Origin of the sequence: Plantibacter sp. ME-Dv--P-122b (genome assembly GCF_030209375.1) — a bacterium.
GTDB lineage: Bacteria > Actinomycetota > Actinomycetes > Actinomycetales > Microbacteriaceae > Plantibacter.
Genome location: NZ_JARVSC010000009.1, coordinates 225439 through 252079 on the forward strand (window position 1 = coordinate 225439; position 26641 = coordinate 252079).

Sequence of the window (26641 nt, forward strand, 5' to 3'; positions counted from 1 at the left end):
TCGAAGCAACCGAGAGTGGTCCACTCCGGTCGGCTCCGAGCCCGAACTCGTCTGGAAGGGAACGTCATGACGCGTTTCGTCGATGTCCGCAACATGGTCCGCTGGACGGCCGACCGAGGCCCTGAGCGCATCATCGCCGGCATGATCGACTACCTCGAGGCCGACTTCCGCCGCTGGCCGTCGTTCGACAAGAGCCCGCGCGTCGCGAGTCACACACCGTTCGGCGTCATCGAGCTCATGCCGACGAGCGACCACGAGACCTACGCCTTCAAGTACGTGAACGGCCACCCGTCCAACCCGGCCCGGGGCTACCAGACGGTCACGGCGTTCGGCGTCCTCGCCGACGTGCACAACGGCTATCCCACCTTCCTCGCCGAGATGACGCTCCTCACGGCCCTCCGCACCGCCGCGACGTCGGGCATGGTCGCGAAGCACCTCGCCCGTCCCGACTCGAGCGTCCACGCGCTCATCGGCGCCGGCAGCCAGGCCGAGTTCCAAGCCCTCGGCATGCGGGCCGCCCTCGGGATCAACACCGTCCGGATCTGGGACGTCGACCCGCTCGCGATGGACAAGTTCGCACGCAACCTGGAGCCGCTCGGGTTCGAGGTCGTCATCGGGACGAGTGCCGCCGACGTCGTGGCGGGCGCGGACGTCGTCACGACCTGCACGGCCGACAAGGCGCTCGCGACCGTGCTCACGAACGACCTGGTCGAGCCCGGCATGCACCTGAACGCCATCGGTGGCGACTGCCCCGGCAAGACGGAGCTCGAGGCGTCGATCCTCGATCGCGCCGAGGTGTTCGTCGAATTCCCGCCGCAGACCCGCATCGAGGGAGAGATCCAGCAGATGGCTCCCGACTTCCCGGTGATCGAGTTCTGGCAGGTCCTCACGGGCGCCGTCCCCGGCCGCAGCTCGCGGGAGCAGATCACGCTCTTCGACTCCGTCGGTTTCGCGATCGAGGACTTCACCGCGCTGCGCTTCCTCCGCGACTCCGTCGACGGCAGCGAGTACTTCGAGGAGATCGATCTCGTCGCCGCCCCTGACGACCCGAAGGACCTCTTCGGGCTCGTCGGCGCGCTCTCTCCCGTCGGCTGAGTCCGACATGTCCGTGCAGGCGCCGTCGGCCGTGGTACTCATCCGGCCGCACCGCTTCACGCCGAACCCGCTGACCGCGGCCGACAACGTCTTCCAAGTCGCCGACGGCGTCCCGTCGGCGGCTGAGGCCGGGGTGGCTCACGCGGCCTTCGACGAGGTCACCGCCGTGGCGCAGGCGCTCGATGCGGCGGGCGTCCGCGTCCACCTGTTCGACGATGCGGACCCCGACCGTCCCGACAGCGTCTTCCCCAACAACTGGCTGTCCACCCATGCGGGCGGGCACCTGGCGGTCTACCCGATGTACGCGGTGAACCGCCGACGCGAGCGCCGGTGGGACATCGTCGAGATGCTGAAGCGCGAGTACCGTGTGCAGGACGTCATCGACTACTCGGGGCTGGAACTCGACGACGTGTTCCTCGAGGGCACCGGTGCGATGGTGCTCGACCACGCAGCGCGAGTGGCGTTCGTCGCGCGCTCCCACCGAGCCGACCCGATCGCCCTCGAGCGGTTCTGCACCAACTTCGGCTACGAGCCGCTCGTCTTCGACGCGGTCGACCCGCACGGGGTCCCGATCTACCACACCAACGTCATGATGGGCGTGGCGACCGAGTTCGCGCTCGTCGGCCTCGACCTGATCGCCTCGCCGGCGCGGCGCGATCAGGTGATCGAGCGGCTCACCGCCCACGGGCGGACGATCGTCGACCTCGACTACGGACAGGTCTGCGACTTCGCCGGCAACGCGATCGAGCTGCGGTCGGCGACGGGGGAGCGCCTCCTCGCGATCTCGAGTCGCGCCGTCCAGAGCCTGCGGGCGGATCAACTGGCGGTCATCGAGCGCAGCTGCCGGATCCTGCCGCTGGACGTCCCGACCATCGAGCTCGCCGGGGGTTCCGTCCGCTGCATGATCGCCGGAATCCATCTGGACCGCCGCCCGGCCGTGACGGAGACCGCGCCGACACCGACCCCGCAGTTCGCACGCTCCTGACCTCGACGGCTCAGTCGTCTGGAGAACGCACATCCGCTCCTGAAACGTGGTGGGGGAGCGCCACGATGGTCCGACGATGGCTGATCGCGCCTGCATGGGTTAGATTGACGATCGATCAGCTGATCGACGTGGAATCCGGCCGACGTCCTCTCTGACCGAGCTGGAGAGAGTGGGCGATCATGCCGCTGTTGGAACATGAAGCCTCCCGGCGCGGCCGACTCCGGGTGTTCGCCCGCGCACAGCTGCCGTTCGCGATCGCTTTCGGCATCGTCGCGGTCCTGGTCGCGATCGTCCTGCCTGAGCGGTTCTTCACGGTCGCCGTCCTGTCGGGCACCGCTCTCGCGGCGATCAGCACCCTCCTGGCGGGCTTCCTGCCCTGGGAACGCTGGCCGACGCACGCGATGGCCGTGGTCGCCGTCCTCGATCTGCTCGCCGTCGCCTGCATCCGGCTCGAGCTCATCAGCGTGGCCCCGGGCGCGAGTCTCCTCTGCATCTTCCCCGTACTGTGGCTGGCCTTCGGGTTCACCCCGCGGATGATCATCCTGGCCGTCGTCGGCACGCTCTTCATCAGCAGCGCTCCCTATGTCCTCCGCGCTCGTACGCCGGAGACCGCCGTGGACTGGCTCAACGTCGCGCTGCTCCCCATGCTCACGATCGGTATCGCGGTCGCCGTGAACATCGGAGCCCGCCAGCTGAGACGGAGTCGACAGGCCATCCAGGAGCAGGCCGCGCAGCTCGAACGTTCGCTCGCCAGGGCGCTCGACGCGGAGGCGCTCGCCGAGTCGATCCTCGAGACGGTGGACGCGGGCGTGGCCTTCTACACGGCGGACGGGACCCTGGGTGTCGCCAACGCGCACGCCGCCGACATGGTCGCCGCCGTCGGCTTCCGGCTCGACACCCCGCCGTACGCCGGGGAACACGTCTTGCAAGCCGACCGTCGGACGCCCATCCCGTTCGACGAGCAGATCATCCCGAGAGCGCTGCGGGGCGAGTTGCTCTCGAATCATCTCGAATGGGTGGGGGAGGCCGGGCGACAGCGTGCGATCCTCGCCAGCTCCACGCGGGTCATGCGCAACGGCGACACGCACCTGGGAACGGTCATCGTCGCGCACGACGTCACCGAACTCGCCAACGCGATCAACGTCCGAGAGGCGTTCCTGACGACGGTGTCGCACGAGCTGCGCACACCGCTCACCTCCATCCACGGCTACCTCGAACTGATCATGGACGACGCCGAGGTCGACGCCCCCGGTCTGCTCCCGGCCCTGCGGGTGGTCCAGCGCAACGCGGTCGCGCTGGAGCGACGGGTGCAGGAACTGCTGACCGCCTCCGACTCGACGGTCCAGATCGAGCCGAGCCGTATCGACCTCACGGACGTCGCCGCGCGCGCGGTCGAGACGGCGACCGCAGGAGTCCCGGGTCCGGGCGTCCGACTGCACGCAGACGCGGCGGCGGTCGTCTCCGCGGACCCCGAGCAGGTCCACCGTGCGATCACGGAGCTCGTCGTCAACGCCGTGAAGTTCACGCCGGCCGATGGGACGGTCGACGTGGTCGTCGAGCCGAGTGCCTCGCACGTCGAGGTGACCGTCAGCGACACGGGCGTCGGGATGAGCGCCGATGAACTCCGTCAGGCGTTCGACAAGTTCTATCGGGCCGATTACGCCCGGGACCAGGCGGTGCAGGGTGTGGGTCTCGGACTGCCGGCGGCCCGGACGATCGCCGACGCGCACGGCGGCTCCGTGACCCTGCGGAGCACTCCCGCGAGGGCCGGGGCCCCCGGTGCGACCGTGGCGACCCTCGTCCTGCCGCTGGAGCCGTCGGTCATCACGTCACGATGACGCGAACGCTCGCTCCGTCAGTCTGCTGACGGCTCACCGAGGAGCGCCGATCGTGCCGCGTCGAGGCCGGTGACCTCGGCGGTCCAGTCGGGCCGTACGAACTCGTCGCGGTGCAGCCGGAGACCCTGCGACTCGACGAGCTCGCCTGGCCGCCCGATGAAGCGTTGCAGGCCGTTGTCCCGATAGCCGAGTCGACGCGAGACGCCGAGCGATGCGCCGTTCCAGACGGCCGCGTCCGACACCGCGACCTGCGCGTCGAGGTGGTCGAAGGCGAACTGGAGCATGCCCGCCCGCATCTCGATGCCGAGCCCCTTGCCCTGCTGTGCCTGCGTCAACCAAGAACCGCTCCCGACCGTCCGCGTGACGGCGAAGTCGCGGGCGCCGATGTCCTGCAGACCGATCGGCGTCCCGTCCAGGAGGATCGCGAGGTTGAGCGTCCAGGACGATGGTGTCGCGCCCGCTCGCTGGGTCCAGAGGTGCCGGGCTGTCTCTCGGATGAGCTGTTCGCGCGGCTGGTCGGTCCACGGCGTGGAGAACGGCATGACGGCGGGATCATGGACGCCGGCGAGGGCGGCCTCGATCAATCCGGGGAGGTCCTCGTCGCGCACGAGGCGCAGGACGAGTCGCGGTGTGCGGATCTCCAGGCCGAACAGCGGCCAGACGTCGGTGAGGCTGAGCATCGTGCCACGGTATCGCCTCGGGCTGTAGCCGGTCGAGGCCGCCCTGTCGAGCCGGGGGTGTGGCGGGCGGCTTCCGTGACACACTCGACGCGCCGCGGGATCGCGGCCCGGTTCGACGATGAGAAGGGCTCCACGATGAAGTACACGCACCTCGGCCGCACGGGGACGACGGTCTCCCGGATCGTGCTCGGCACCATGAACTTCGGCGACCGGACCAGCGAGGAGGACTCGTTCGCGATCATGGACCGGGCGTTCGACCTCGGCGTCAACTTCTTCGACACGGCGAACGCGTATGGCGGCAGCGCCGGTCGCGGAGCGACGGAGGAGATCATCGGCCGGTGGTTCGCAGCCCGCCCCGGCGTCCGTGACGACATCGTCCTGGCGACGAAGGTCCACTCGCCCATGGCCGCCCCGAACGACGACGGCTCGGATGTCGTGAACGCCCGTGGCGCGTCGGCTTGGCAGGTGCGTCGTGAGGCGATCGCGTCGCTCGAGCGCCTGCAGACGGACCGGATCGACCTGTATCAGTTCCACCACATCGACCGGCACATCTCCTGGCAGGAGCTCTGGCAGGCGATGGAGGTGCTCGTCGCGCGGGGCGAGGTCGTCTACACGGGTAGCTCGAACTTCGCCGCCTGGAACATCGCGCAGGCGAACGAGGTGGCGTCACAGCGACACTTCCTCGGCCTCGTCAGCGAGCAGTCGCTCTACAACCTCGCGCAGCGCTCGATCGAACTCGAGGTCATCCCGGCCGCACAGCACTACGGGCTCGGCATCCTGCCCTGGTCGCCGTTGTCCGGCGGCCTCTTGAGTGGAGGCTCCTCCGACAAGCGCGCGCGGTCGGGCGAGTCCCGCATCACCGAAGCCCGTGCCAAGCAGCAGGACCAGCTCGACGCCTACGACCGTTTCGCGGCGGAGCGTGGCTGGACCTCGGCGTCGCTCGGTCTCGCGTGGCTCCTGCATCAGCCCGGCGTCACCGGCCCGATCATCGGACCGCGCACGATCGAGCAGCTGGAGTCCGCCGTCGCAGCAGTCGACATCGAACTGAGCGCCGACGACCTCACCGCCCTCGACGAGCTCTTCCCCGGCCCCGGTGGCCAGGCTCCGGAGGCCTACGCCTGGTAGGCGCGTGCGATGCGGCCGACCGCCTCGGTGATGGTGGTCGGCCCGTTGTTCAGTTCCAGGATCCGCCGGCTGATGGCCGGTTCGAGGATGAGCGCTTCGAGAACGGCGGCCACGTCGTCGCGCGCGATCTCGTCGTGGAACTCAGCGGGCCCCAGGGCGACCGTTCCCTGGCCCGGGCCGTCGGTCAGCAGGGACGGGCGGAGGATGACCCAGTCGATCGGCTGGCGGGTGAGCGCGATCTCCGCCCGCTTCTTGACGGCGAAGTAGTGCTCTTCGTCGTCGCTCAGCTGCCGCTCGCGCCAGGCCTCCGGCATGACGGAGAGCAGGATCAGGCGCTTCCTCGGCGTCGTGGCGACCGAGTCCGACACGCGCCGGAGCGCCGCGTCGTCGATGTCGTCCGTCACGCTCTGGGCTCCGGCGTTCGACCCTGCCGCGAAGACGACGACGTCCGAGTCCGAGATCATCGCGGTGATATCGCTCGTGGTCGCGGCACCGAGCTCTCCCGTGACGGTCGTCATGCCCTCGGCTTCGAGCGCGCTGTCCGGCAGCGACGACCGCGAGAGGCCTGAGACGATGGCCCCTCTGGTGCGGAGCCTGGTCGCCAGGAGTCGGCCGACTCTGCCCGTGATCCCGAAGATGAAGACGCGCATGGTGGGTGCGGCTGAATCGTCGAGGCATGCGCGCTCCGTCGCGGCGGTGGTGTCTCGTGACGTCATGGTTGATCCTCTCGATCCATTACTTACCGATAGTAACTTACTAAAGGTAGATAGGATCGAGGGATGGAAGCCACCGTGGACAACAGTCTGAGGTCTGCGCCGAGGCGTCGCCTCTCGTGGGACGCACGGCACGCGCAGTTGCTCGACGCGTTCCGCGACCTTCTCCGCACGCATGACCTGTCGGACGTCACGCTGGCGCGAGTGGCCGCGCACGCCGGCGTGACGAAGCCCGTGGCCTACGACCACTTCGGCGATCTGTCGGGCTTGCTGTCCGAGGTCTACCGAGCCTTCGAATCCCATCAGCGGGATGCCCTGGTGGCGGCGCTCGCGCGTGCACCGCAGGATCTCACCGCCGTCGCGGACCTGGTCGCCGAGGCCTACATCGGCTGCTGCATCGCGGAAGGGATGGAGCTTGCAGCCGTCGTGTCCGCACTTCGCGGATCGACGACCTTGAGTGCCCTGCGGTCGGAGGCGGAGCTGGCGTATCTCGAGATCTGTCGCGAGGCGCTGGAACCATGGACCGGCGCAATCGACCCGGCGCCGTTGAGTGCCGTCCCTGGCGCCGGGGACGCCCTCGCCCGAAGCGTCCTGTCCGGGGCCCTCTCGACTGCTCAGGCCTGCGCGACCCTCGCAGCGGTGGTTCGGGCCGCCGCGTCGGCCTCGGCCGTTCCGGGTGCGACTCGAGAGCTCGGCACCTGAGCGGCGGCTTCCTCAGCGTGGGCTGCCCCCGTTATGGTTGCTCCATGGCCCGCGCACCCTGGAATCGACCCGGCGAATCTCCACAGACGCGGCGGCTTCGCATCGCGATGTTCTGGACCGCCGTCGTCCTTGTCGTGGCATTCGTCGCCATCCTCGTGTACTTCGTCGTGCGATCGGCTGAGATCGCCGGTCTGTGAGGGCGGCTCGCGGCGAGCCGCTCGGGCTCGATCCGACAACGGCCTCTTCGCTGTCGCGGCCCTCGGGGGCCTTCCCGGAGACGGGGTCGGTCACCGCCCCTTGGGGAAGCAGATCGAGCGCAGCTCGGGTGCCAGGTTCTCCCACTGCCAGGCGCGCTCAGTTTCCAGAGCGGCCTTACCGTCTCCGTTGAGGCCCACGGCTCTCGCCGCGTAGGTCGCGGCGTGCGGAGCGTGGTCGAACATGTGGGCTACCGCGCATGCCTGACCGGCTGCGCGAGCAGCAGCGACGGCCGCGGTTGCTCCGCCTTCGGTCGCATCTCGCGCGGCCGCATGTGCTGCAAATGCGGCGGTGCGGCACGCCGTCATCGGAAGTTCACCGCGCTCCCATGCTCGGAGTGCCGCGATCGCTGCACGTGGTCGATCGTCGCCGGGGCGCTGTTCTTCGAAGATCGGCAGGGCTCGCTCTGCGCAGTTCGCCGCCCACAGTGCGATCGCGTGATGAATCGGCGGCTCAGGGTTCGCCCACGTCGGTTTGGTCTCCTCGCTCACTCCTCGATCGTCTCAGGGATCGAGCCGACAAAGATCGGCCCGACGCAGGTTGTGTCGAAAGGGTGCGCGCGTACGTCATGGAAGTGGCCCGGAAATCATGGTGGTCTCAACTGGTCACGCGCCACCCAGAATCGATCTAGGGGTTCGTGTGTTCACGAAGGTCCAGGTCAACGCTTTCTGGAACGAGTGGAAGGCCGGACAGTCTCGCTGCGGGTGGTCAGAACCCGAACGTGAGGACCGCTGACCTGCGCCCCTCGCGCAAGGCGTCCAGTGCGAGCCGCTCGTGAGCGGGCAGGTTGAGCGGTAGGTCGTCGAGGCGAAACCACGACAGTTCTGCGCACTTGGTTGGTTCTCGGATCAGTGGTTCGCCACCCCAGACGTCGCAGACGAAGAACCAGTCGACGCGCTGTTCCATCGGGTTCGCTGTTCCATCGGTGCGCTGCATGACACCCACGGCCGATAGTGCCTCGGGTGCCACGCGGACGCCAAGTTCTTCCGTCGCCTCGCGGATTGCGGCAGACGTCGCAGTTTCACCAAGTTCCACATGACCGGCGGCACCCGCTGACCAACAATCGTCCATGTAGCCGGTGTTCTGCCGTCGTTGCAACAGGACCGATCGATCGCGGCGCAGGAAGACATACGACGCGGGAACAACGGAGAAGTGGCTCATAGGAGTCAAACCCTATGCCGCATAGCCGCCATAGACGATGGTTCCCGGGAACCTTTCCGCGCTCGTTGCGTTCGAACGACCGCACGCTGTCCCGTGTCGAATCCACGGCGTGGGACAGGGCCCTGGAAGACTCCCGGCGATAGACGTCCACTGACCACCCGGGCATGATGGCTTCGATGAGGCTGCAACTCACGTCCACGGATGACTTCACCACGCTTCGTCGCCTGTTCGATGATCCTTCCTTCCACGGGTGGGGAGGTCCGGGACGGCTGTCCGACGAACTCATCCGCACCAAGTACCTGGGGGCGCGACTGCCCGACGTCGAGTGCTACCTCGTCCTCGTCGAGGAGCAGGCGGTCGGACTCGTTCAGCTGTACGTGGACGGGGCTGGCGTCGGTGGGATCGACCTCATTTTGTCGCCCTCCGCGCGAGGCCAAGGCACCGGTCGTCGGGTGGTCGAGGCCATGCTCTCCCGCGCGCGAGCCAGGAACATCGCTCGACTCACCGTCGACCCGGAGGTCGGGAACGAGCGCGGCGTCCGGTTCTGGCGAGCCGTCGGGTTCGAGCCACGTCAGACGGTCACCGACCACGCTGGACGAGCGCCCTATGTGGTGCTGTCGCGCGGCACCGAGGCGGCAGCGATCGGCTGCTGCAGTTCCGTGACCCAGTCGGACTGATCCTCCGACACCGCCCGCACGTACAGCTCCCGGCAGGGCCCCGACGGCACGAACCCCCGGGCGATGATCTCGGCGTGGATCGACTGCCAGCTCTCGGCGATCCGGTCCATCGACCCGAGATGGATGCCGCAGATCGCCAGGTGCTCGGCCGGCAGCTCGACGACCTCGAAGCCTTCACGGGCCGCGCCGTTGTAGGCGTAACCGACGACGACTTCGGTGCCGTCCTCGCTCGCGCTGTACTGCGCGATCGGCGTGGTCAGCGAACCGCTCTCGTCGCCGATGATGGACGCGACCGCGTCGAACGAGGGTCCGACGAAGTCCGCGATGTCCGGCTGGGAGGGGACGACGCCACGACGGGCGGCCAGGCGAACGGCGGGCAGGGGCTTCTCGATGATCTCGATCTCTGACATGTGATGCTCTCTTTCGATGAGGTGGAGCCGCCGTTCCACATCGACGAGTCGTGCGGCCGCGACGCGATGCTCTCGTTCGACCTCGGCTCGACGCACCTGCAACAACCGGGCGATGCGCGCAGCATCCACCCCTTGGTCGAGGATCAGGGCGACGTCCTCGAGACCGAAGCCGAGATGGCGAAGCGCCACGATCCGATGCAGTCGTTCCAACTGCGAAGGATCGTACGAGCGGTAACCGCTGGACTCGTCCACCTGGGCAGGCACGAGCAGACCTGCGGTGTCCCAATGCCGGAGCATCCGGTGGGTCACCTGGCCGATCTGCGCGAACGCTCCGATGGACAACATGTCTCAGTTCTCCCTCCTCACACGGTGTCAGAGTCAAGCATCTCGATCACTCCACCGTGAGCACCCGGTGGGGAATCATCAGCATGCTCCTTCGCCGCCGGGATACGCGCCATGGAGCCACCGCGGAATACGGCCTCGCGGACGAGCTCAAAGCGTCGGCGGTGGAGAAATCCTAGTTCCCGCTGATGACGCTCACCGCTTGCAGGCCGACGACGATGGCATTGACCGGTACGGCGATGATGAGCACGACGACTGCGCCGATGACGGCGATGATCGAGTGTCGAGGCGTCCGCTTGTGGACCTGCGCCTGCAGGATGAGCACGACGATGGGCGAACCGATAGCGATCGCGGCGCCGAGCACGAACCCGCCGAGCGTTCCGACCCCGCTGAGCCGGTCCTCGGATGGACCGAACTCGCCCTGCAGCGCGAACGAGAGTTGGACGAGCCAGCTCACGATCAGCAGCCCGAACAGGAGCAGCGTGACTCCGACGCCGGTCGCGCGCCCGGTGACCGGTCCGTCCTGGTCGGCCGCTCCGGTTTCGGCGGCTGACACGGATCCGGGGTCCGACACGGTTGGCTTCGTGGCTGAACTCGGCCCTGGCGGCGGTTCGACCGGCGGCCGCAGTCCGTCTCCGGTGCTCGGTTCGTCGCTCACTGCTCGCCCCTCATCACTCGATCTGACGCCGCGGTTCCGGCATCCTCGCCAGCCTATTGGTCGACCGTTCGTCGACCGCGCTCAGTGGCGGGTGCGGGGACGGGGTTCCGCATCGGCGCCGGAAACGCCGCGAGCTCTCGCGGGGCGTGTTCGAGCGGACTCGCATGCCTCGAGTGGCGCGAACGGGTCAGGCTCGAGCGATCGGGGCGGCGTCCGATGAATGCTCCGTGCTCGGTCCGTCGGTTTCGGCGACCATGGCGGAGGGTTCCTTGCCCGGGTGTCTGCGCGCCTGCACGATGAGGAGAGCGACCCCCAGCACGATCGCCACGAACGATGCCCAGATGTTCGCCGGGATCCCCAGGAACCCGTCGCTGGTGGGATCGATGCGGATCGCCTCCAGCCAGCTCCGGCCGAGGCCGTACCAGATGAGGTACACGCCGAACACTCGGCCCCATTGGAGCGAGAATCGGCGTTCGACGGCGAGGATGATGCCGACTCCGATCAGGTTCCAGATGATCTCGTACAAGAACAACGGGTGGAAGAGTGTGCCGTCGGGGAGTCCCACCGGGAACTTGGGATTGCTCGCTTCGATCTGCAGGCCCCACGGCAGTGTCGTGGGCAGGCCGAAGAGTTCGTGGTTGAAGTAGTTGCCGATCCGTCCCATCGACTGGGCGACGAGCATCGCTGGGGCGAGCGCGTCGGCGAACGACCAGAAGCGCACTCCCGTGCGCTTGCACCCGATCCACGCGCCGACCGCTCCACCGATCAGTGACCCGTACAACGCGTTCCCGCCGTCCCAGATCGCGAAGACGTCCCACAGGTTCGCGCCGGGGTAGAAGTAATCACCGATGTGCGTGAACACGTGATAGAAACGGGCGCCGACGATGCCGAGTGGCACGGCCCAGATGATGATGTCGAGGACGACGCCCCGGGGTGCGCCGTGTCTGCCGAGTCGTTGTTGGGTGATGGCGATGGCCGCGGCGATCCCCGCCAGGATGCACAGCGCGTAGGTGTGCACCGTCAAGGGGCCGAGCGAGAACTGCGACCAGGCCGGATCCGGGCTCGGGATACTCGCGACGAACATCAGGCTCTCCCTCTCCGTGGGCACATGCCCGAACGCGCAGCGAGTCTAAGCCCTGCCCCGGTGTCCGGCCTGACCGCTCTCGATCAGCGATCGGATGCGGGAGCCTGGACCCGCGCGCGTTCGACGGGGTGCTCAGTGCCACTCATCGGCCGAGGAGTCGGGCGAAGAAACCGCCCTCGCGTGTCGGCCGCTCATGCCCTTCGCATCGGTCACGGCGAGCCACACCCCGCATGACCTGGTCGACGTGCTGCCCGCAGCCCGCCCATGTCGTCTTCCCGCACGTCTTGCACGTCACTTGTCTGCACATCGTCCTGCTCATCTCCGTCTGGTTCCGCGATCACTCGATCGTTTGCGGCAACTATACCCCCGGGGGTATTCTCGATCCATGAGGACAATCATCGTCGGTGGTGTCGCTGGGGGCATGTCCACGGCCACGCGGCTTCGACGGCTCGACGAGTTCCGGCGGATCACCGTGTACGAGCGCGGCGCGCACGTGTCGTTCGCGAATTGCGGGCTGCCGTACCACGTCGGTGGAGTGATTGCGGAGCGGTCGTCGCTGCTGCTGCAGACACCGGAGTCACTGGCGGCCCGGTTCGCCCTCGATGTGCACGTCCACGCGGAGGTCATCGGGGTGGACGCGGCAGCTCAGACCGTCACTGTCCGGGACGTCCGCTCGGGAGTCGAATCGATCGAGCACTATGACGAGCTCGTGCTCGCGACCGGGGCAGGTGCCGAGCCTGGGCCGAGCTCCGGGATCATCCCCACGCACACACTCCGCAGCGTCGACGATGTCGATCGCGTCGTGGACGTGCTCGATCAGGCCGGCGACACCCCTCGGGTCGTCGTGGTCGGAGCTGGATTCATCGGACTCGAAGCGGTCGAGAACCTGCTGCAGCGCGGTGTATCGGTGACGCTCATCACCCGCGGCGACCAGGTGCTGTCCCCGCTCGACGCCGAGATGGCAGCCCCGATACTCGCTGAGCTGCGTGCCGCCGGCGCAGACGTCCGGTTCGGTGTCACCGTCACCGGAGCATGTGACGGATCCGTGACCCTCAGTGACGGCGGTGCCGTCCCCGCCGATCTCGTGATCGAGGCCAGCGGTGTCCGTCCGGACCGTCGTCTCGCTGATACTGCCGGAGTGCGAATCGGCCCGACGGGTGGCATCGCTGTCGACGGCCGGCATCGGACCTCCGTGCCGAAGGTCTGGGCGGTCGGTGACGGAGTCGAGAAGATCGACCTCCTCGATCGGCATCCGACGCTGGTCACGATGGCGGGCCTTGCGAATCGGCACGGCCGTGCCGTGGCCGACGACATCGCCGGTGTCGAACCCGACGACGCGGCCCCGTCGCTCGGCACGGCGATCCTCGGCATCTTCGGAGTGACGGTCGGTCTGGTGGGCTGGAGCGAGCGTCGGCTCGTCGCGGCCGGACGCCCGCACCGCATCGTGCACACGCACCCCGCGTCCCACGCCACGTACTACCCGGGCGCGGAGTCGATGTCGATGAAGCTCCTCATCGATCCGTCCACGGACCGGATCCTCGGCGCGCAGATCGTCGGCGGCGAGGGGGTGGACAAGCGCATCGATGTGATCGCCGTGGCGATGGCCGCCGGGCTCACCGCCTCGGCGCTGTCGCGGCTCGAACTCGCTTACGCGCCGCAATACGGATCTGCGAAGGATCCGGTGAACATGCTGGGCTATGTCGCCGAGAACACCGCGACGGGCACCACGCGAACCTTGCAATGGCACGAACTCGCAGCCGTCCAGGCTCGTGGGACGACCGTCGTCGACGTCCGCTCTCCGACCGAGTACGCCGCTGGGGCGATCCCCGGCGCGGTGAACATCCCGCTTGATGAGCTCCGCGCCCGACACGACGAGCTCTCGAGTGGGCCCGTCGTCGTGCATTGCCAGGTGGGTCAGCGCGGACACACTGCCGCGCGCATCCTCGACCAGCTGGGGCACGATGTGAGGAACCTCGACGGCGGCTACCGCACCTGGGCCGCCGGGACCGCCGCCTGACCACCACCTTCCGCCCATCATCGATCCCACCGGAGCAGCCATGAAGCAGATCACCGACGATGAACTCGCAGCCGTGTCGACGACGACCGTCATCGACGTCGACGAACCGGACGATCCACGAGCCGTTCACGGGGTGGTGGTGGCATGAGCGCCGCAGACGGGTCGCTGCGCGATGCGGAAGCGGTCCGGAAGGTCGCCAACCGCCTCAAGCGTGCACAGGGGCAGCTCGCCGGGGTGATCGCCGCGGTCGAGGGTGGCGGCGACTGCCGTGACGTGGTCACGCAACTCGCCGCGGTCAGCAGCGCGCTCGATCGCGCGGGGTTCGCGATCATCTCCACCGCCCTCCGCGAGTGCATCACGGAGGCTCCCGCCGACGAGAAGCAGTCCGACGGCGCGGATCGGCGGCTGACCGTCGCGGAGCTGGAGAAGCTCTTCCTCACCCTCGCTTGACACGCGGGCATCGGTCGGAGGCCACGGTTGGCGTTCGTCCGGCATGCTCCGTGGCTCGGATGCCGGTCTCCGAGGCCAGGTCGGGTCGCGCTAGCTGAGCGCCGCCCGCACCTGCGCGGCGAGGAGTGGAACCGTCTCCTCCTGGAACCAGGGGTTCTTACTGCGCCAGCCGCGTGCGAGCGGCGACGGGTGCACGATCGGGAAGAGCGGGAGGTGGGTCTCCGCGGCCCGGACGTTCTCCGTCAGGGTGCGTCCGGCTCGCGGTCCGAGGTAGGCGCGCTGGGCGTAGGCGCCGATGAGGATCGTCAGGCGCACCTCGGTCAGCTGCTCGAGCAGGCGCGGATGCCAGCGCGGCGCGAAGTCCCGGCGCGGCGGCAGGTCGCCGCTCACGCCCTTGCCCGGGAAGTAGAAGTCCATCGGGATGATCGCGACGTTCGCCGGGTCGTAGAACTCCTCGGGGGTCACACCCATCCATGAGCGGAGGAGGACGCCGCTCGGGTCGTTCCACGGGATGCCCGACTCCTGCGCCAGGCGACCAGGCGCCTGACTGATGATGAGCACGCGGGCCGCGGGGGAGGCGACGACGAGCGGTTCCCACCCGAGCTCGGTGGCCCAGGCGTTCGACTCGTGCGCGGCGACCTCGGCTCGGAGTCGATCGATCGGATGCATCCCTGCAGTCTCCCACCCGCCGCGCAATACAGTGAGGGGATGGACGACGACCAGCGGCGACGGCGACTCATCCCCGAGCCGGTGGACCGGTTCGCGACCGGCGAGGAGTACCCCGAGTACCGCGTCGACCTCGAGCGCATCCGGTTCTCCCCGTACTTCGCCCGGTTGTCCGCGGTCACGCAGGTCGTCTCGCCCTCCGGCGTCGGTCAGGTCGTCCACAACCGGCTCACGCACTCGATCAAGGTGACCGCGGTCGCCCGCGCCATCGCCATGCAGCTCACCACGACCGATCCCGAGCAGAGCGCCATCGTCGAGCGGCTCGGCGGTTGCGACCCGGTCGTCGTGCAGGCCGCCGCCTCCGCCCACGACCTCGGCCACCCGCCGTTCGGCCACCTCGGCGAGCAGGTCCTCGACCGCCTGGCTCGCGAGCGGCTCGGTCTCGCCGAGGGCTTCGAAGGGAACGCGCAGTCGTTCCGCATCCTCTCCGCGCTCGACGTGTGCGAGACGGTGAAGGAGGGCCTCAACCTCACGGCCGCCTCCCGCGCCGCCGTGCTCAAGTACCCCTGGGGCCGCACCATCCACCGCCCCGACCTCGACCCGGCCGACCCCACCCGGATGCCGCGCGGATCCACCGCCAGTCGCTGGGAGACCGCGCCGCCGAAGTTCTCCGCCTACACCCTCGACCTCGACGACATGCTCGACGCCCGCAGTGCGTTCACCGCGATCGCGCCCTGGCAGCAGACCGTCGAATGCTCCGTGATGGACGTCGCCGACGACATCGCCTACTCCCTGCACGACCTCGACGACTTCTACCGGGCCGGCGTCCTGCAGCAGGCGGCGGTGGCGGTCGAGTTCCGCACCTTCCTCCGCGACCAGCACACCCTCGCCGCGCTCGACGCCGACGAACTCTGGAACCGGGCGCCCGGCCACTCCCTCGAGCTGCTGCGCCGGCGGATCGTCTCGCGCGACCCGTGGATCGCCAGCGACGAGCACTTCCGGGCGTCGGTCCAGCGGGTCGCGACCGAACTCGTCGAAGGGCTCCTCGCGGTCCCCTTCGACGGTTCCAGCCGAACCGAGCGCGCCATCGAATCGTTCGTGTCCTCCTGGATCGGTCGCCTCCAGCGTTCCGTCCTCGTCGTCGAGGAGCCGAACGTGCGCTCCGGCCATGTGTCGCTCCTCCCCGAGGCGTGGCACGACGTCACCGTGCTGAAATTCGTCCACACCCGGTTCGTCATCGACCGGCCGGACTTCGCCACCTACCAGCGAGGCCAGTCGCGGGTGCTCGACGTGCTCGTCACCGAACTGGACAGCTGGCTCGACGACCCCCGCGACGGCCCGCGCGCGCCGCAGAAGCTCCTCGACTTCGTCGAGCTCGCCACCGACGGCTACTTCCGGCTGCGAGCGGACAACCCCGACTGGCTCCCGGCGGACCCCGAGTCCGACAGTGGTCGCCCGCAGAGCGACCCGCGCGCCCTCGGGCGGCTCGGACGGGCCCGCGGCATCCTCGACTACGTCGCTTCGCTGACCGACGAGCAGGCGACGGCGCTCGCCGCCCGACTGCGTGGAGACCGCGAGGCCTGGGCCTTCGGCAGCTGATCCTCCGTGCGCTGCACAGGCTCCACGACGGGTGTCGGCGCATTTCGGATAGTTCCGAGCGCCGGAATGCTAGACCGTCTAGCGTTATCGACGGCGCCGGGAACCAGCCCGGCACCGGAACAGAACGGATGGCGCGCCTCATGGGAAACCTCCTCTACGGAACCCCTCCGACCCCGCACGAGATCGAAGACCGACTGCTCGCTCACCTGCAGACGGTCATCTTCACGAAGTTCCGACGCAACGAGAGCTTCGCGTTCCACCTCGAAGCCGTTCCAGGCCGTGGGACCGGACGTCAGTCGCTCTGGCTGAACCCGATGATCCCCCTCCAGTTCTCGTTCTACGGCAGCCGTGCCCCCGAGCTCAACCGCGAGTGGTTGGCCGCGCTCCTCGAGCAGGCGAACAGTGCCAAGGGCATGCGTGTCGTCCCCGAGCCGGCACCCGGCGCCACGAAGCGCGTCGAGTCCGCGGCCTAGGTCCGAGCGTCCGCTCCGGCGGATCGATCAACGCCACGACGAGCTCCGGCCGTCGGGCATCTGCGAAACACCAGTAGGGGGTGGGACCATGACGACCTGGACTCCCAGCGCGCCCGACTTCCTCGCCCTGGACGATGCGCGCACCACCGGCCGACTCCTCGACCGGACCGACATCGTCTTCGAGACCTCGCATGCCGGGGCCGAGTCCGTCGGCGGCCTGTCGCTCAGCCGCGCTGCCATCGCCTTGGACGTCGACGGCGACACCGTCCGCGTCCTCACCCGGCACATCGTCGCGTGGTCGCTCCGCGCCGAGGGCGGACTGATCGTCGTGACCGTCTGGTCCGAACGCCCGACCGCCGTCCACGAGACGACGGTCCTGCCGCGCTTCGCCAGCATGACGTCGTCAGCGATGACCGACGTCCTGGGCGCTGAACACGGTTTCCTGCAAGGGACCGCCTGACATCGAGTTGGACTGCTCTGCGTCTGAACGACCCCGCCAAGGGTGACAGTTCAGGATCGTCGTGAGATTCTATGAGCGATGAGCGAACACACGGGACCCGTCGAGCGGTCCGAGGTCGCAGGTCGCGATGTCGATGAGGCCCGCGACCTGTTCGCCGGTGCCTACAACGCCGGGTCGATGGTCATCGAACCCACCGAGTCGGACTTCACCTTCCGATACACCGCCATCGGTGACGACGAGCTGACCCTGCGCGGCACACAGTTCGACGGCCACGTCACGGGCACGGTCCTGACGCAGGGTGAGTACATCGTCTCGTGGTTGACCGGGGGCAGCGGCGTCACCGACCTCGCCGGCGATCCGGTGCGGCTCGTGCACGGGCAGCCGGCGATGTTCGCGAACAACCGGCTCGCCGAGTTCGACTTCACGGACTACCGGCAGAACCTCATGCACTTCGACGGGACGTTCCTCGAGCGGGTGGCCGGCGAGGTGGAGGGCACGAGCGGTCCGATCCTCTTCGACACGACGGCCCGTCCGACCGGCGAGCACCTCCGTCGCTGGGCCGCTTCGGTGACGTCCGTCGCCCGGGTCATCTACGACGACGCGAGCCCGGCGCTCCTGCGGGCCGAGGCGAACCGGGCGGCAGCGGTCGCGCTCCTGGAGACCTTTCCGCACACCGCGCTGCATGCGCCGGTCGAGATCGGGGTGCCGAGTGGCGGGAAGACGCGCGCCGCCGTCGAGTTCATGATCGCCAACGCGCATCTCCCCATCCGCACGGAGGACGTGGCCGAAGCGATCGGCATGAGTCAGCGCAGTCTCCAGAGCGCCTTCCGCAAGGAACACGACATCACTGCGATCGATTATCTGCGGCGCGTGCGGCTCGACCGCGTGCAGGAGGAGCTTCGCAAGGCCGACCCGGGGCGGGCCACGGTCGCAGAGATCGCCAACCGATGGGGCTTCGCCCATCTCGGACGCTTCTCCGCGTCGTACGTCAACCGTTTCGGCGAGTACCCGAGCGCGACGCTCGGCTCATAGCCGTCGAGGCCGATCGGGGCTGGTCGGGTCAGAACTCGCCGAACTCGTCGTACTCGTCGAGACCGGACAGGGTCCCCGTCTCGATCGTGGGCACGATCTCCAGCGCACGGTTCGCGAACGACTCCACCGTGATGTGCAGGCCAGGGCTGACGAGCACGTCGATGGTCCGGTCGGAGGAGAGCGGCACGCGCACGAATCGGCCACCGGCTTGGACGGCGGTCTCGATCTCGGACATGAGCGCAGGCAGGTCGACACCCGGTTCGATGTCGTAGGTGGCGCGGCCGATGGCGATGCTGTACTGCAGGACCATCACCTCCGAGCTCGGGTTGTTGATGCCAGCGTAGGGAACGGTCCTGAGTACGGCGGTGGGTTGACCAAGGCGGCGACTCATGCAGGGGGTGTCGCCTCAGGCTTCCTCCTGGGCGGTGAAACTGCGGCGACACCCGCTACCGCGCACGGGAGACGCGCGTCTCCTCCCAGACGGGCTCGTCGGAGGCCTGCACCCGGCCGTCGGAGCCGAAGACGAGGAAGCGGTCGAAGCCGCGCGCGAACCAACGGTCGTGGGTGACCGCGATCACGGTGCCCTCGAAGCCCGCCAGGCCCTGCTCGAGCGCCTCCGCCGAGACGAGGTCGAGGTTGTCGGTCGGCTCGTCGAGCAGGAGCAGCGTGGCACCGGAGAGTTCGAGCAGGAGGATCTGCAGGCGCGCCTGCTGTCCGCCTGAGAGCGACTCGAACGACTGCTCGGCCGCGCCTGCCAGACCGTAGCGGTCGAGGACGCGGCTCGCGGCCTCCCGGGGGAGACCGGACCGGTGCTCGTCGCCGCGGTGCAGGATGTCGAGGAGGGTCCGTCCGGTGAGTTCCGGGTGGCGGTGCGATTGCGCGAACCACCCCGGCTGCACGCGCGCGCCGAGCTTGGCGTCACCGTCGTGCTCGACCGGGACGAGCGCGTCGCCCGCTGCAGCGAGGTGGCCGGCGCCCGGATCGGGATCCGTTCCGCCGCCGGCGAGCAACCGGAGGAAGTGGGACTTGCCCGAACCGTTCGAACCCAGCACGCCGATGCGCTCACCGAACCAGATCTCCGCGTCGAACGGCTGCATGAGCCCGGTCAGTTCCAGCCCGGTGCAGACGATCGCACGACGACCCGTGCGTGCGCCGCGGAGCCGCATCGTGACCTGCTGGTCCTTCGGCCGCTCCTCAGGCGGACCGGCCTCCTCGAACTTGGCGAGTCGGGTCTGCGCGGCCCGGTAGCGGGAGGCCATGGAGTCGTTGAACTTGGCCTGCTCGCGCAGACGCAGCACGAGGGCGCGCAGCTTCACGCGGTCCTCGTCCCAGCGCCGGCGGAGTTCGTCGAGTCGGTCGAGGCGGGCGTCGCGGGCCTCGTGGTAGCTGCGGAAGCTCGCGCCGTGGGTCCACGTCGTGCTGCCGGCCGCGCCGACCTCGAGGGTGATGATGCGGGTCGCCGCCTGTGCCAGGAGCTCGCGGTCGTGCGAGACGAGGAGGACGGTCTTCCGCGTCTCGGCGAGCATCCCCTCGAGCCAGCGCTTCGTCGGGACGTCGAGGGAGTTGTCGGGTTCGTCGAGGAGGAGGACCTGCTCAGGGCCGCGGAACAGGGCCTCCAGGACGAGCCGCTTCTGCTCGCCGCCGGACAGCGTGCCGAGCGTCCGCCACTGCGCGCGGTCGTAGGGCACCCCGAGCGCCGCCTCGCAACAGCTGTCCCAGAGCACCTCCTGGTCGTACCCGCCGGCGTCGGCGTACTCGGCGAGCGTCGTCGCGTAGGCCATCTGCGTCGCCTCGACGTCGTCCTCCATGAGGGCGAGCTCGGCGCGGTCGACCGCCTCCGCCGCCGCACGGACCCGCGGAGGCGCGACCTGGACGAGCAGGTCGCGGACCGTCCGGTCGTCGTCACCGCGCCCGACGAACTGGTCCATCACACCGAGGCCGCCGTCGATGGAGACGACCCCGGAGTCTGGCTGGAGTTCGCCGCGGATGATCCGCAGGAGCGTCGTCTTGCCGGCGCCGTTTGCGCCGATGAGCGCGGCGATCGCCCCCTCGCCGACGCGGAACGAGACCTCGTCCAGCAGGGTCCGTCCGTCGCTCAGCGTGTAACTGAGGTCGCTGACGTCGATGTAGCCCATGGTGCGCACTCCCCAGGGAGCCGATCGCTCCCGAACGGGCCCGCGCTCATTCGCGCCGGGCCGCCCACCGCCTGGCGAGCCGACCAGTCTAGCCGCGCCGGTCCGGCCGCGCGCAACGTACGCGCACCGAGCGCGCCCGTTCCGGTCACGGTGCGCGCCCGTTCCGGCCGCTGAGCCCCCAACCCCGGTCGCTGAGCCCCTACCCCGGTCGCTGAGCTACCCCGGTCGCTGAGCCTGTCGAAGTGCCCACGACCGCCCTTCGACAAGCTCAGGGACCGAAGGAGGTCGGCTCAGGGACCCCGGGGAGTCGCGCGGGTCAGGCGAGCGAGGCCGTGATGTCACCGATCCACGTGCGCACCGAGGCGTCGTGCTCGTCGAACCAGTCACCCTCATAGCCACGCGGGATGCCTTCGACCACCATGACGAGCGCGAGGTACAAGGACCACAGCCGTGCGCGGGTCCGGGCGTCCTCATCGGGGAGCAGCTCGCGGCCCGAGGTCTCGCGGTAGGCGCGGAGGAGCTCCGTGTCGGCGGCGACCGTCTCCGGCACGTCGGTGAAGAGCGCCAGCGAGACGAGGTCGGCGGTGGGGTCGGCCCAGTGCGCGCGCTCATGGTCGATGACGCCGGTCAGTTGGGCGGCCTCCGCCCCGTGCTCGGGCATGACGAGGAGGTTGCCCTCCCAGAGGTCGAAGTGGACGAGCGTCGGCTCCGTCACGCTGTCGAAGGCCGGTGACGCGGTGTCGATCAGGTGTCGGATCTCGTCGGCAGCGACCGGGAGGTCGACCTCGAAGCGGGCGGCGTCGGTGAGCACCGCCTCCACGAGGAGACGGTAGGCGTCCCGGGCGCTCGCCGCCTGGAGCTCAGGGCGGAAGGGGTAGCCGTGACGGTTCCCCTCGGTGAGGCCGGTCGACGGACTGGTGGACGCCGACTCGGCGGGGACGTCGACGTCGCCTGGTTCCACGTGGAACGGCGTGCGTCCCGCCTCGTGCAGGCGGGCGAGGGTGCGGCCGAGGACGTCGCGGGCGAGGGGGACGGTCTCGGTGCTGTTCGCCGGTCGACCGGTGAGCTCCGTCATCACGAGGGCGTCGCGTCCGTCGAGCGTCGCCTCGAAGACGATCTCCGGCTGCGGCACCTCCGCGCGGCCGAGGATGCGCAGCGCGAGGGCCTCGGTCGCCATGAGTGAGCGTTCGTAGGTGAGGCCGGTGGCGTCCGCGGGGGAGAGCTTCACGATGACCCGCTCGCCGCCGTCGAGCTCGACCGCTGCGACCTCGTTGGCCGTGCCCGCTCCGAGCATCGTGATGGTCGGGCTGCCGGGCTGCATCGCCGGTCGCTCGGCCGCCCAGTGTTCGGCGACCGCGATCATGGTGTCACTGGGGCGAGGGGTTCGGCTCATCCGCCCACGGTAGTGGAGCCGGTCCCGGTCCGGCTCGCACGCGCCGTCGGCTCAGCGGATCGATCCAGGGCCGGCGCGTCCTGCTTCGCATCCCTGCGTCGTCCGAGCTTGCAGATGACGCAGGCGATCAGCGCTCCCAGGAGGGCTCCGACCGCGTTCATGAGCCAGTCGTTCGTGTCGCAGCGGCGACCGATTCCGGGGAGCAGCGCCTGGACGACCTCGATGACGGCGGACAGGCTCCCGACCCCGAGGAGGACCGTCAACGGACGGTTCATCGCCACCCCGAGCAGGAGCGCGAGCGGCAGCGTCAGGGCGATGTTCGCGAGCGTCTCGATGCCTTGGAACGGGACGGAGAACTGGATCGTGCAACTCAGGCCTCCCGGACGCGAGCCGTCGGGCACGAAAGTGAGGGCGAGCAGCCCCACGAGCGCGACGCCTGAGAGCCCGAGGAGGACACCTCGGAGCCGCCGGCGATGCAGCGCCCACGTGATCGCCGTGACCACCACCACGGTGATCCAGAAGCCGAGGCCGACCAACGGCGCGTGTTCGACGAGGAAGGTGGAGATCACCGGGGGGCGTCGCTCTCCTCGTCCATCCGCCGGAGCCACACGCGCATGAGTGCGGACTCCTCCGGGAGCAGCGGTCCTGACCCGCCCTCGTCGAGCTGCGCGCGCAGCTGTCGGCGAGCCGCCGCGCCGGGGTCGAGCGCGTCCGTCTCCGAGGACACGACGAGGACGCCGCTGAGCACCGCGTCGCGGAGCGCGTCGGCGACCGTATCGGCGCGTCCTGGACGCGGGCTCGCGATCTCGTCCAGAGCGAGTCCGACGTTCGCCGCCAGGAGCATGGTCGCCGCGACGTCGACGTCGACGGCCAGCAGGCCTGCCGCCGCACATCGGGAGAGCGTCCGCTCCAGGAGCGTCATCACGCCATCCTTCGCACGGCTGCTCGTCCATGGGCGCGGGGCGAACATCAAGCGGTACACCGCCGGGTTCTCCCGAGCGAACGCCAGATGGTCGGCCCAACCGCGACGCAGATCGGCCGCGGGGTCGTCGGACACCTCGAGTTCGGCCTTCCGTGCCGCGTACCGCTGCAGACCGACCTCGGCGAGGGCGTCGAGCAGGCCCCGCTTGTCGCCGAACAGTCGGTACAGCACCGGTTGGGTCACTCCGACCGCCTCGCAGACCGCCCGCGTGGCGATCTCCCCGTCGGTGGCGGCCACGAGTTGCTCCTCGGCCGCTTGGAGCAGTGCGCTCCGGAGGTCGTCGTCGGATCGGGTCATACGGTCGATCATATCGCATCTGGTATCGCCGATCGTAACTGTGCTAGCGTGGCGTATCAGCGAAATGAAACAACCATTTCGACGAAAGGGATCACATGGACAGCAAGAACCGTTCGCAGCGCGTCGCGATCGTCACCGGCGGCTCCCGGGGCATCGGACGTGCCATCTCCACCCGCCTCGCCCGAGAAGGCTTCGCGGTGGTCGTCAACTCCGACACCGGTGGCGACGCGGCCGCAGCCACGATCGACGACATCGTGCGCGCAGGAGGTCGCGCCGTCGCCGTACAGGCCGACGTCGCCGACGAGCACGCGGTCGCAGCGATGTTCGACCAGGCGGAGGATGAGTTCGGCGGAGTGGACGTCGTCGCGCATTCGGCCGGACGCCTCGCACTGTCGAGCATCGCCGAACAGGACCTGGACGTGCTCGACGCGCTGCATCGGACGAACATCCGCGGCACCTTCGTCGTCGCGCAGCAGGCGGCGCGTCGGCTGCGGGCCGGCGGTGCGTTCATCGGCATGTCGACCTCGGTCGTCGGTACGCAGTTCCCCACCTACGGCGCCTACGTGGCGAGCAAGAGCGCGGTCGAGGGGATGACGCTGATCCTGGCGAAGGAACTCCGTGGTCGAGACGTCACGGCCAATGTGGTCGCGCCTGGGCCCACGGGCACGGAGCTGTTCCTGAACGGGAAGACCGACGAGCAGATCGACGCACTCGCGAGGGCGGTCCCTCTCGAGCGCCTCGGCAGGCCGGAGGACATCGCCGGTGTCGTCGCGTTCCTCGCCGGACCCGACGGGCACTGGGTGAACGGGCAGGTCATCCGCGCGAACGGCGGGTTGGTCTGATGTCGTCGGTCAAGGTCGTCCTGATCTCGGGTGCGTCCAGTGGGTTCGGCCGCGAGACGGCGGTGGCACTCGCGCGCTCGGGGAACGTCGTCTTCGCAGGCATGCGGGCGATCGCCGGCCGTAACGCGGCGAACCGGGCGGCGCTCGATGAGCTGGCGCGGGCCGAAGGGCTCCGGCTGCACGTGGTCGACCTCGACGTGCAGTCGGAGCGATCCGTGACTGACGCCGTCGAACACGTCCTCCAGGCCCATGGACGCCTCGACGTCCTCGTGCAGAACGCCGGCCATATGGCCTTCGGCCCGGCTGAAGCATTCACGCCGGATCAGTTCGCTCACTTGTACGACGTGAACGTCCTCGGAGCCCACCGCCTGGCGCGCGCCGTCCTGCCGCAGATGCGGTCCCGACGCGAGGGCTTCATCGTCTGGGTCGGCAGCTCGTCCACTCGAGGCGGACACCCGCCCTTCCTGGCGCCGTACTTCGCGGCGAAGGCCGGCATGGACGCCCTCGCCGAGAGTTACGCGGCGGAATCGATCCGCTTCGGTGTCGAGAGCACCATCGTCGTGCCGGGGGCCTTCACCGCTGGGACGAACCACTTCACGAACGCCTCCGCCCCGGACGACACGGCACGCGTGATCGAGCATGACGCCGAGTACGGTGCGCTCCGTCAGGAACTCACCGGGCGCTTGTCAGCGATCGTGCCGGTCGACGCCGACGTGCAGCAGGTCGCCGACGAGATCGTCCGCCTCGTCGGCCTGCCGGGAGGAACCCGCCCGTTCCGAACGCACGTCGACCCCTCCCGAGACGGGAGTGAGGTCGTGTCGGCCGTCGCGGACCGCATCCGCGCGGAGTTCTATCACCGCATCGGCATCGAGGACCTGCTGTCCGCGAACGCCGCACTCTGACCCCCGGACCATCCGGGCCCTACCGAAAGGAACATCATGCCCTTCGCCAACCTGAAGATCCCTGCAGGCACCCTCACCCCCGAGTCGAAGACGAAGCTCCAGGACGCCGTCACCGAGGCCATCGTCGACGTCTACGGAGAGCGGGCGCGTCCGACGACGCTGGTCATCCTCGATGAAGTCGCCGACGGTGGCTGGATGCTCGGCGGTACCATTCTCAACGAAGCGATGCTCGGCCGCGTCTGAGACCGCCACGAGGGTGACGGGGCCGTGAGGTTCGGGTTCCCGTCACTCTCGGGGGCGCCGAGAGCGGGCGAGGTCGCGCATCACCGGGCCCGGGCCCGGTGCCGATCGCCGGTGCTCAGACCGTGTGCGCGGCCGCTGCGAGGGACGCAGTGGGGGGCTCCTCCTGCTGGAGTGGTCGTGGCTGGGAGCGCTTCGCGGCGACGGCTGCGGCGGTGATGACGATCAGCCCGAGGAGCGTCATCACCGCACCGGCCCAGATCGGCGAGGTGTAGCCGAGGCCTGCCGTGATGGTGATGCCGCCGAGCCAAGCGCCGAGCGCGTTGCCGAGGTTGAACGCGGCGATGTTCGCTCCCGAGGCGAGCGTCGGAGCGGCCGACGCGTACCGCATGACCCGCATCTGCAGCGCGGGGACGGTCGCGAATCCGAAGCCGCCCATGAGGACGAGGGCGATCACGGTGGCGACGGGCGACTGCGCGGTCGCGGCGAAGGCGACCAGGATCACGGTCAGCACCGCGATCACGACGATGAGCGTCCGGTCGATGTTCCGGTCCGCCGCCTTACCGCCCACGATGTTGCCGACCAGGAGTCCGACGCCGAAGAGGATGAGCAGCCACGGCACCGTGGTCGATGCGAAGCCGCTGACCTCCGTGAGCGTGTAGGCGATGTAGGTGAACGCGCCGAACATGCCGCCGTAGCCGAGGACCGTGACAGCGATCGAGAGCCAGACCTGGCCGGAACGGAACGCGCGCAGCTCGGCGAGGAGCGATGCCGGGACTTCGTCACGCTTCGGCTTCGGCACGAGTGTCAGGATGCCGATGAAGGCGATGAGCCCGATCACCGTGATGGCCCAGAAGGTCGAGCGCCAGCCGAAGTGCTGGCCGAGCAGCGTGCCGAAGGGGACGCCGAGCACGTTCGCCGCGGTGAGGCCGGTGAACATGATCGCGATCGCGCCGGCCTGTTTGTGGGCCGGGACCATCGCCGCCGCCAGCACCGAACCGATGCCGAAGAACGCTCCGTGGCTGAGGGCGGCGAGGATGCGGCCGGCGAGCATGACCTGGTAGTCGCCGGCGAGTGCCGAGACGAGGTTGCCGGCGATGAAGAGCACCATCAGGGCCAGGAGGACGGGCTTCTTCGGCAGTCGGATGACCGCAGCGGTGAGGGCGAGCGCCCCGACGACGACGGCCAGGGCGTAGCCGGAGATGAGCCAGCCGGCTGCGGCCTCCGAGACGCCGAAGTCGGCCGCCACCTCGGGCAGCAGGCCCATGATGACGAACTCCGTGAGGCCGATGCCGAAGCCGCCGAGGGCGAGGGCGATGAGACCGAGTGGCATGACGATTCCTGCGATTCCTGGGGGCCGTGGCGAGAGTGCTGGTGGCCGGTGGCCGGTGGGCGGGACGCGTACGCTGATAGTTGCAGACGCGCGAT

31 protein-coding genes are annotated in these 26641 nt (G+C 69.1%); 16 read left to right on the forward strand and 15 right to left on the reverse strand.

Features of this window, described 5'->3' with window-relative positions:
• Positions 1-66: 66 nt before the first annotated feature.
• The 3 genes from ocd (at position 67) to QRN19_RS16045 (ending at position 3918) form a co-directional block, all read left to right on the forward strand.
• Positions 67-1095 (forward strand): ornithine cyclodeaminase, encoded by a 1029-nt coding sequence (ocd, locus tag QRN19_RS16035; RefSeq protein WP_285028196.1) that lies wholly within the window; start codon positions 67-69, stop codon positions 1093-1095.
• 7 nt (positions 1096-1102) lie between these two features.
• Complete coding sequence (gene ctlX, locus QRN19_RS16040; protein ID WP_285028197.1) at positions 1103-2080, forward strand: citrulline utilization hydrolase CtlX; 978 nt, start codon at positions 1103-1105, stop codon at positions 2078-2080.
• A gap of 179 nt (positions 2081-2259) precedes the next feature.
• Complete coding sequence (locus QRN19_RS16045) at positions 2260-3918, forward strand: sensor histidine kinase (RefSeq protein WP_285028198.1); 1659 nt, start codon at positions 2260-2262, stop codon at positions 3916-3918.
• 17 nt (positions 3919-3935) lie between these two features.
• Here the strand turns inward: QRN19_RS16045 and QRN19_RS16050 are convergent, their stop codons facing one another.
• Complete coding sequence (locus QRN19_RS16050; RefSeq protein ID WP_138945793.1) at positions 3936-4598, reverse strand: GNAT family N-acetyltransferase; 663 nt, start codon at positions 4596-4598, stop codon at positions 3936-3938.
• Between the two features lie 135 nt (positions 4599-4733).
• Here QRN19_RS16050 and QRN19_RS16055 point away from each other — a divergent pair, with 135 nt between their 5' ends.
• On the forward strand, positions 4734-5723 hold the full coding sequence (locus QRN19_RS16055) for an aldo/keto reductase (RefSeq protein WP_285028274.1): 990 nt from the start codon (positions 4734-4736) through the stop codon (positions 5721-5723).
• Here QRN19_RS16055 and QRN19_RS16060 read toward each other — a convergent pair.
• Positions 5711-6439 (reverse strand): NAD(P)H-binding protein, encoded by a 729-nt coding sequence (locus QRN19_RS16060; protein WP_285028199.1) that lies wholly within the window; start codon positions 6437-6439, stop codon positions 5711-5713. The genes QRN19_RS16055 and QRN19_RS16060 overlap by 13 nt on opposite strands.
• 63 nt (positions 6440-6502) lie before the next feature.
• On the opposite strand from QRN19_RS16060, the gene QRN19_RS16065 reads away from it, so the two are divergent.
• Both QRN19_RS16065 and QRN19_RS16070 read left to right on the forward strand, forming a co-directional pair.
• A complete protein-coding gene (locus tag QRN19_RS16065) occupies positions 6503-7138 on the forward strand; it encodes a TetR/AcrR family transcriptional regulator (protein WP_285028200.1) in 636 nt (211 codons plus the stop codon).
• Between the two features lie 44 nt (positions 7139-7182).
• Complete coding sequence (locus tag QRN19_RS16070) at positions 7183-7335, forward strand: hypothetical protein (protein WP_165766958.1); 153 nt, start codon at positions 7183-7185, stop codon at positions 7333-7335.
• 90 nt (positions 7336-7425) lie between these two features.
• Here QRN19_RS16070 and QRN19_RS16075 read toward each other — a convergent pair whose 3' ends face one another.
• Complete coding sequence (locus QRN19_RS16075) at positions 7426-7884, reverse strand: putative immunity protein (protein WP_285028201.1); 459 nt, start codon at positions 7882-7884, stop codon at positions 7426-7428.
• Positions 7885-8101: 217 nt separating this feature from the next.
• Complete coding sequence (locus QRN19_RS16080; protein WP_285028202.1) at positions 8102-8554, reverse strand: NUDIX hydrolase; 453 nt, start codon at positions 8552-8554, stop codon at positions 8102-8104.
• Positions 8555-8730: 176 nt separating this feature from the next.
• On the opposite strand from QRN19_RS16080, the gene QRN19_RS16085 reads away from it, so the two are divergent.
• Positions 8731-9231 (forward strand): GNAT family N-acetyltransferase, encoded by a 501-nt coding sequence (locus QRN19_RS16085; protein ID WP_285028203.1) that lies wholly within the window; start codon positions 8731-8733, stop codon positions 9229-9231.
• Here the strand turns inward: QRN19_RS16085 and QRN19_RS16090 are convergent.
• From QRN19_RS16090 to QRN19_RS18540, 4 genes are all read right to left on the reverse strand, one after another.
• Positions 9159-9986 carry a MerR family transcriptional regulator gene (locus tag QRN19_RS16090; protein ID WP_285028204.1) on the reverse strand — a complete coding sequence of 276 codons (828 nt, stop codon included), beginning with the start codon at positions 9984-9986 and terminating at the stop codon, positions 9159-9161. The genes QRN19_RS16085 and QRN19_RS16090 overlap by 73 nt on opposite strands.
• Before the next feature lie 172 nt (positions 9987-10158).
• Positions 10159-10539, reverse strand: a complete 381-nt coding sequence (locus QRN19_RS16095) for a hypothetical protein (protein WP_285028205.1) — start codon at positions 10537-10539, stop codon at positions 10159-10161.
• A gap of 289 nt (positions 10540-10828) precedes the next feature.
• Positions 10829-11725 (reverse strand): prolipoprotein diacylglyceryl transferase, encoded by an 897-nt coding sequence (gene lgt, locus QRN19_RS16100; RefSeq protein ID WP_285028206.1) that lies wholly within the window; start codon positions 11723-11725, stop codon positions 10829-10831.
• A gap of 142 nt (positions 11726-11867) precedes the next feature.
• Entirely contained in the window at positions 11868-12032 is a 165-nt protein-coding gene (locus QRN19_RS18540) for a DUF8730 family Cys-rich protein (RefSeq protein WP_502928290.1), read from the reverse strand.
• Positions 12033-12110: 78 nt separating this feature from the next.
• Between QRN19_RS18540 and QRN19_RS16105 the strand changes: the two genes are divergently transcribed.
• Both QRN19_RS16105 and QRN19_RS16110 read left to right on the forward strand, forming a co-directional pair.
• A complete protein-coding gene (locus QRN19_RS16105; protein WP_285028207.1) occupies positions 12111-13742 on the forward strand; it encodes an FAD-dependent oxidoreductase in 1632 nt (543 codons plus the stop codon).
• Positions 13743-13886: 144 nt separating this feature from the next.
• Complete coding sequence (locus QRN19_RS16110) at positions 13887-14192, forward strand: metal-sensitive transcriptional regulator (RefSeq protein WP_285028208.1); 306 nt, start codon at positions 13887-13889, stop codon at positions 14190-14192.
• 90 nt (positions 14193-14282) lie between these two features.
• On the opposite strand, the gene QRN19_RS16115 is transcribed toward QRN19_RS16110, so the two are convergent.
• Complete coding sequence (locus QRN19_RS16115) at positions 14283-14861, reverse strand: uracil-DNA glycosylase family protein (RefSeq protein WP_285028209.1); 579 nt, start codon at positions 14859-14861, stop codon at positions 14283-14285.
• A 39-nt stretch (positions 14862-14900) separates the two neighbouring features.
• Between QRN19_RS16115 and QRN19_RS16120 the strand changes: the two genes are divergently transcribed.
• From QRN19_RS16120 to QRN19_RS16135, 4 genes are all read left to right on the forward strand, one after another.
• Complete coding sequence (locus tag QRN19_RS16120) at positions 14901-16457, forward strand: deoxyguanosinetriphosphate triphosphohydrolase family protein (RefSeq protein ID WP_285028210.1); 1557 nt, start codon at positions 14901-14903, stop codon at positions 16455-16457.
• A gap of 140 nt (positions 16458-16597) precedes the next feature.
• A complete protein-coding gene (locus tag QRN19_RS16125) occupies positions 16598-16930 on the forward strand; it encodes a DUF7882 family protein (RefSeq protein ID WP_285028211.1) in 333 nt (110 codons plus the stop codon).
• An 88-nt stretch (positions 16931-17018) separates the two neighbouring features.
• On the forward strand, positions 17019-17390 hold the full coding sequence (locus QRN19_RS16130; protein ID WP_285028212.1) for a hypothetical protein: 372 nt from the start codon (positions 17019-17021) through the stop codon (positions 17388-17390).
• Positions 17391-17468: 78 nt separating this feature from the next.
• On the forward strand, positions 17469-18422 hold the full coding sequence (locus tag QRN19_RS16135; protein ID WP_285028213.1) for a helix-turn-helix transcriptional regulator: 954 nt from the start codon (positions 17469-17471) through the stop codon (positions 18420-18422).
• 28 nt (positions 18423-18450) lie between these two features.
• On the opposite strand, the gene QRN19_RS16140 is transcribed toward QRN19_RS16135, so the two are convergent.
• The 5 genes from QRN19_RS16140 to QRN19_RS16160 all read right to left on the reverse strand — a co-directional run bounded on the left by QRN19_RS16140 (position 18451) and on the right by QRN19_RS16160 (position 23229).
• Positions 18451-18813, reverse strand: a complete 363-nt coding sequence (locus QRN19_RS16140; RefSeq protein WP_285028214.1) for a hypothetical protein — start codon at positions 18811-18813, stop codon at positions 18451-18453.
• Between the two features lie 55 nt (positions 18814-18868).
• Positions 18869-20557, reverse strand: a complete 1689-nt coding sequence (locus QRN19_RS16145) for an ABC-F family ATP-binding cassette domain-containing protein (protein ID WP_285028215.1) — start codon at positions 20555-20557, stop codon at positions 18869-18871.
• A 316-nt stretch (positions 20558-20873) separates the two neighbouring features.
• On the reverse strand, positions 20874-21950 hold the full coding sequence (locus QRN19_RS16150) for a phosphotransferase family protein (protein ID WP_285028216.1): 1077 nt from the start codon (positions 21948-21950) through the stop codon (positions 20874-20876).
• Positions 21947-22519 carry a VanZ family protein gene (locus tag QRN19_RS16155; RefSeq protein ID WP_285028217.1) on the reverse strand — a complete coding sequence of 191 codons (573 nt, stop codon included), beginning with the start codon at positions 22517-22519 and terminating at the stop codon, positions 21947-21949. The genes QRN19_RS16150 and QRN19_RS16155 overlap by 4 nt, the downstream gene beginning before the upstream one ends.
• Entirely contained in the window at positions 22516-23229 is a 714-nt protein-coding gene (locus tag QRN19_RS16160) for a TetR/AcrR family transcriptional regulator (RefSeq protein WP_121292902.1), read from the reverse strand. The genes QRN19_RS16155 and QRN19_RS16160 overlap by 4 nt, the downstream gene beginning before the upstream one ends.
• 95 nt (positions 23230-23324) lie before the next feature.
• On the opposite strand from QRN19_RS16160, the gene QRN19_RS16165 reads away from it, so the two are divergent.
• Genes QRN19_RS16165 through QRN19_RS16175 form a run of 3 tightly spaced genes read left to right on the forward strand, consistent with a single transcriptional unit; the run spans position 23325 to position 25216 of the window.
• The gene (locus QRN19_RS16165) at positions 23325-24071 is read left to right on the forward strand and encodes an SDR family oxidoreductase (protein WP_285028218.1); all 747 of its coding nucleotides are present in this window, start codon (positions 23325-23327) and stop codon (positions 24069-24071) included.
• On the forward strand, positions 24071-24973 hold the full coding sequence (locus tag QRN19_RS16170; protein WP_285028219.1) for an SDR family oxidoreductase: 903 nt from the start codon (positions 24071-24073) through the stop codon (positions 24971-24973). The genes QRN19_RS16165 and QRN19_RS16170 overlap by 1 nt, the downstream gene beginning before the upstream one ends.
• Positions 24974-25009: 36 nt before the next feature.
• Positions 25010-25216 (forward strand): tautomerase family protein, encoded by a 207-nt coding sequence (locus QRN19_RS16175; protein WP_285028220.1) that lies wholly within the window; start codon positions 25010-25012, stop codon positions 25214-25216.
• Positions 25217-25331: 115 nt separating this feature from the next.
• On the opposite strand, the gene QRN19_RS16180 is transcribed toward QRN19_RS16175, so the two are convergent.
• Positions 25332-26546 (reverse strand): MFS transporter, encoded by a 1215-nt coding sequence (locus tag QRN19_RS16180; RefSeq protein ID WP_285028221.1) that lies wholly within the window; start codon positions 26544-26546, stop codon positions 25332-25334.
• Positions 26547-26641: the final 95 nt, after the last annotated feature.

Coding starts and splice junctions, on each gene's coding strand:
- ocd (WP_285028196.1), top strand. CDS start 67: ATGACGCGTTTCGTCGATGTCCGCAACATGGTCCGCTGGACGGCCGAC.
- ctlX (WP_285028197.1), top strand. CDS start 1,103: ATGTCCGTGCAGGCGCCGTCGGCCGTGGTACTCATCCGGCCGCACCGC.
- QRN19_RS16045 (WP_285028198.1), top strand. CDS start 2,260: ATGCCGCTGTTGGAACATGAAGCCTCCCGGCGCGGCCGACTCCGGGTG.
- QRN19_RS16050 (WP_138945793.1), bottom strand. CDS start 4,598: ATGCTCAGCCTCACCGACGTCTGGCCGCTGTTCGGCCTGGAGATCCGC.
- QRN19_RS16055 (WP_285028274.1), top strand. CDS start 4,734: ATGAAGTACACGCACCTCGGCCGCACGGGGACGACGGTCTCCCGGATC.
- QRN19_RS16060 (WP_285028199.1), bottom strand. CDS start 6,439: ATGACGTCACGAGACACCACCGCCGCGACGGAGCGCGCATGCCTCGAC.
- QRN19_RS16065 (WP_285028200.1), top strand. CDS start 6,503: ATGGAAGCCACCGTGGACAACAGTCTGAGGTCTGCGCCGAGGCGTCGC.
- QRN19_RS16070 (WP_165766958.1), top strand. CDS start 7,183: ATGGCCCGCGCACCCTGGAATCGACCCGGCGAATCTCCACAGACGCGG.
- QRN19_RS16080 (WP_285028202.1), bottom strand. CDS start 8,554: ATGAGCCACTTCTCCGTTGTTCCCGCGTCGTATGTCTTCCTGCGCCGC.
- QRN19_RS16085 (WP_285028203.1), top strand. CDS start 8,731: ATGAGGCTGCAACTCACGTCCACGGATGACTTCACCACGCTTCGTCGC.
- QRN19_RS16090 (WP_285028204.1), bottom strand. CDS start 9,986: ATGTTGTCCATCGGAGCGTTCGCGCAGATCGGCCAGGTGACCCACCGG.
- lgt (WP_285028206.1), bottom strand. CDS start 11,725: ATGTTCGTCGCGAGTATCCCGAGCCCGGATCCGGCCTGGTCGCAGTTC.
- QRN19_RS18540 (WP_502928290.1), bottom strand. CDS start 12,032: ATGTGCAGACAAGTGACGTGCAAGACGTGCGGGAAGACGACATGGGCG.
- QRN19_RS16105 (WP_285028207.1), top strand. CDS start 12,111: ATGAGGACAATCATCGTCGGTGGTGTCGCTGGGGGCATGTCCACGGCC.
- QRN19_RS16110 (WP_285028208.1), top strand. CDS start 13,887: ATGAGCGCCGCAGACGGGTCGCTGCGCGATGCGGAAGCGGTCCGGAAG.
- QRN19_RS16115 (WP_285028209.1), bottom strand. CDS start 14,861: ATGCATCCGATCGATCGACTCCGAGCCGAGGTCGCCGCGCACGAGTCG.
- QRN19_RS16120 (WP_285028210.1), top strand. CDS start 14,901: ATGGACGACGACCAGCGGCGACGGCGACTCATCCCCGAGCCGGTGGAC.
- QRN19_RS16125 (WP_285028211.1), top strand. CDS start 16,598: ATGGGAAACCTCCTCTACGGAACCCCTCCGACCCCGCACGAGATCGAA.
- QRN19_RS16130 (WP_285028212.1), top strand. CDS start 17,019: ATGACGACCTGGACTCCCAGCGCGCCCGACTTCCTCGCCCTGGACGAT.
- QRN19_RS16135 (WP_285028213.1), top strand. CDS start 17,469: ATGAGCGAACACACGGGACCCGTCGAGCGGTCCGAGGTCGCAGGTCGC.
- QRN19_RS16140 (WP_285028214.1), bottom strand. CDS start 18,813: ATGAGTCGCCGCCTTGGTCAACCCACCGCCGTACTCAGGACCGTTCCC.
- QRN19_RS16145 (WP_285028215.1), bottom strand. CDS start 20,557: ATGGGCTACATCGACGTCAGCGACCTCAGTTACACGCTGAGCGACGGA.
- QRN19_RS16150 (WP_285028216.1), bottom strand. CDS start 21,950: ATGAGCCGAACCCCTCGCCCCAGTGACACCATGATCGCGGTCGCCGAA.
- QRN19_RS16160 (WP_121292902.1), bottom strand. CDS start 23,229: ATGACCCGATCCGACGACGACCTCCGGAGCGCACTGCTCCAAGCGGCC.
- QRN19_RS16165 (WP_285028218.1), top strand. CDS start 23,325: ATGGACAGCAAGAACCGTTCGCAGCGCGTCGCGATCGTCACCGGCGGC.
- QRN19_RS16170 (WP_285028219.1), top strand. CDS start 24,071: ATGTCGTCGGTCAAGGTCGTCCTGATCTCGGGTGCGTCCAGTGGGTTC.
- QRN19_RS16175 (WP_285028220.1), top strand. CDS start 25,010: ATGCCCTTCGCCAACCTGAAGATCCCTGCAGGCACCCTCACCCCCGAG.
- QRN19_RS16180 (WP_285028221.1), bottom strand. CDS start 26,546: ATGCCACTCGGTCTCATCGCCCTCGCCCTCGGCGGCTTCGGCATCGGC.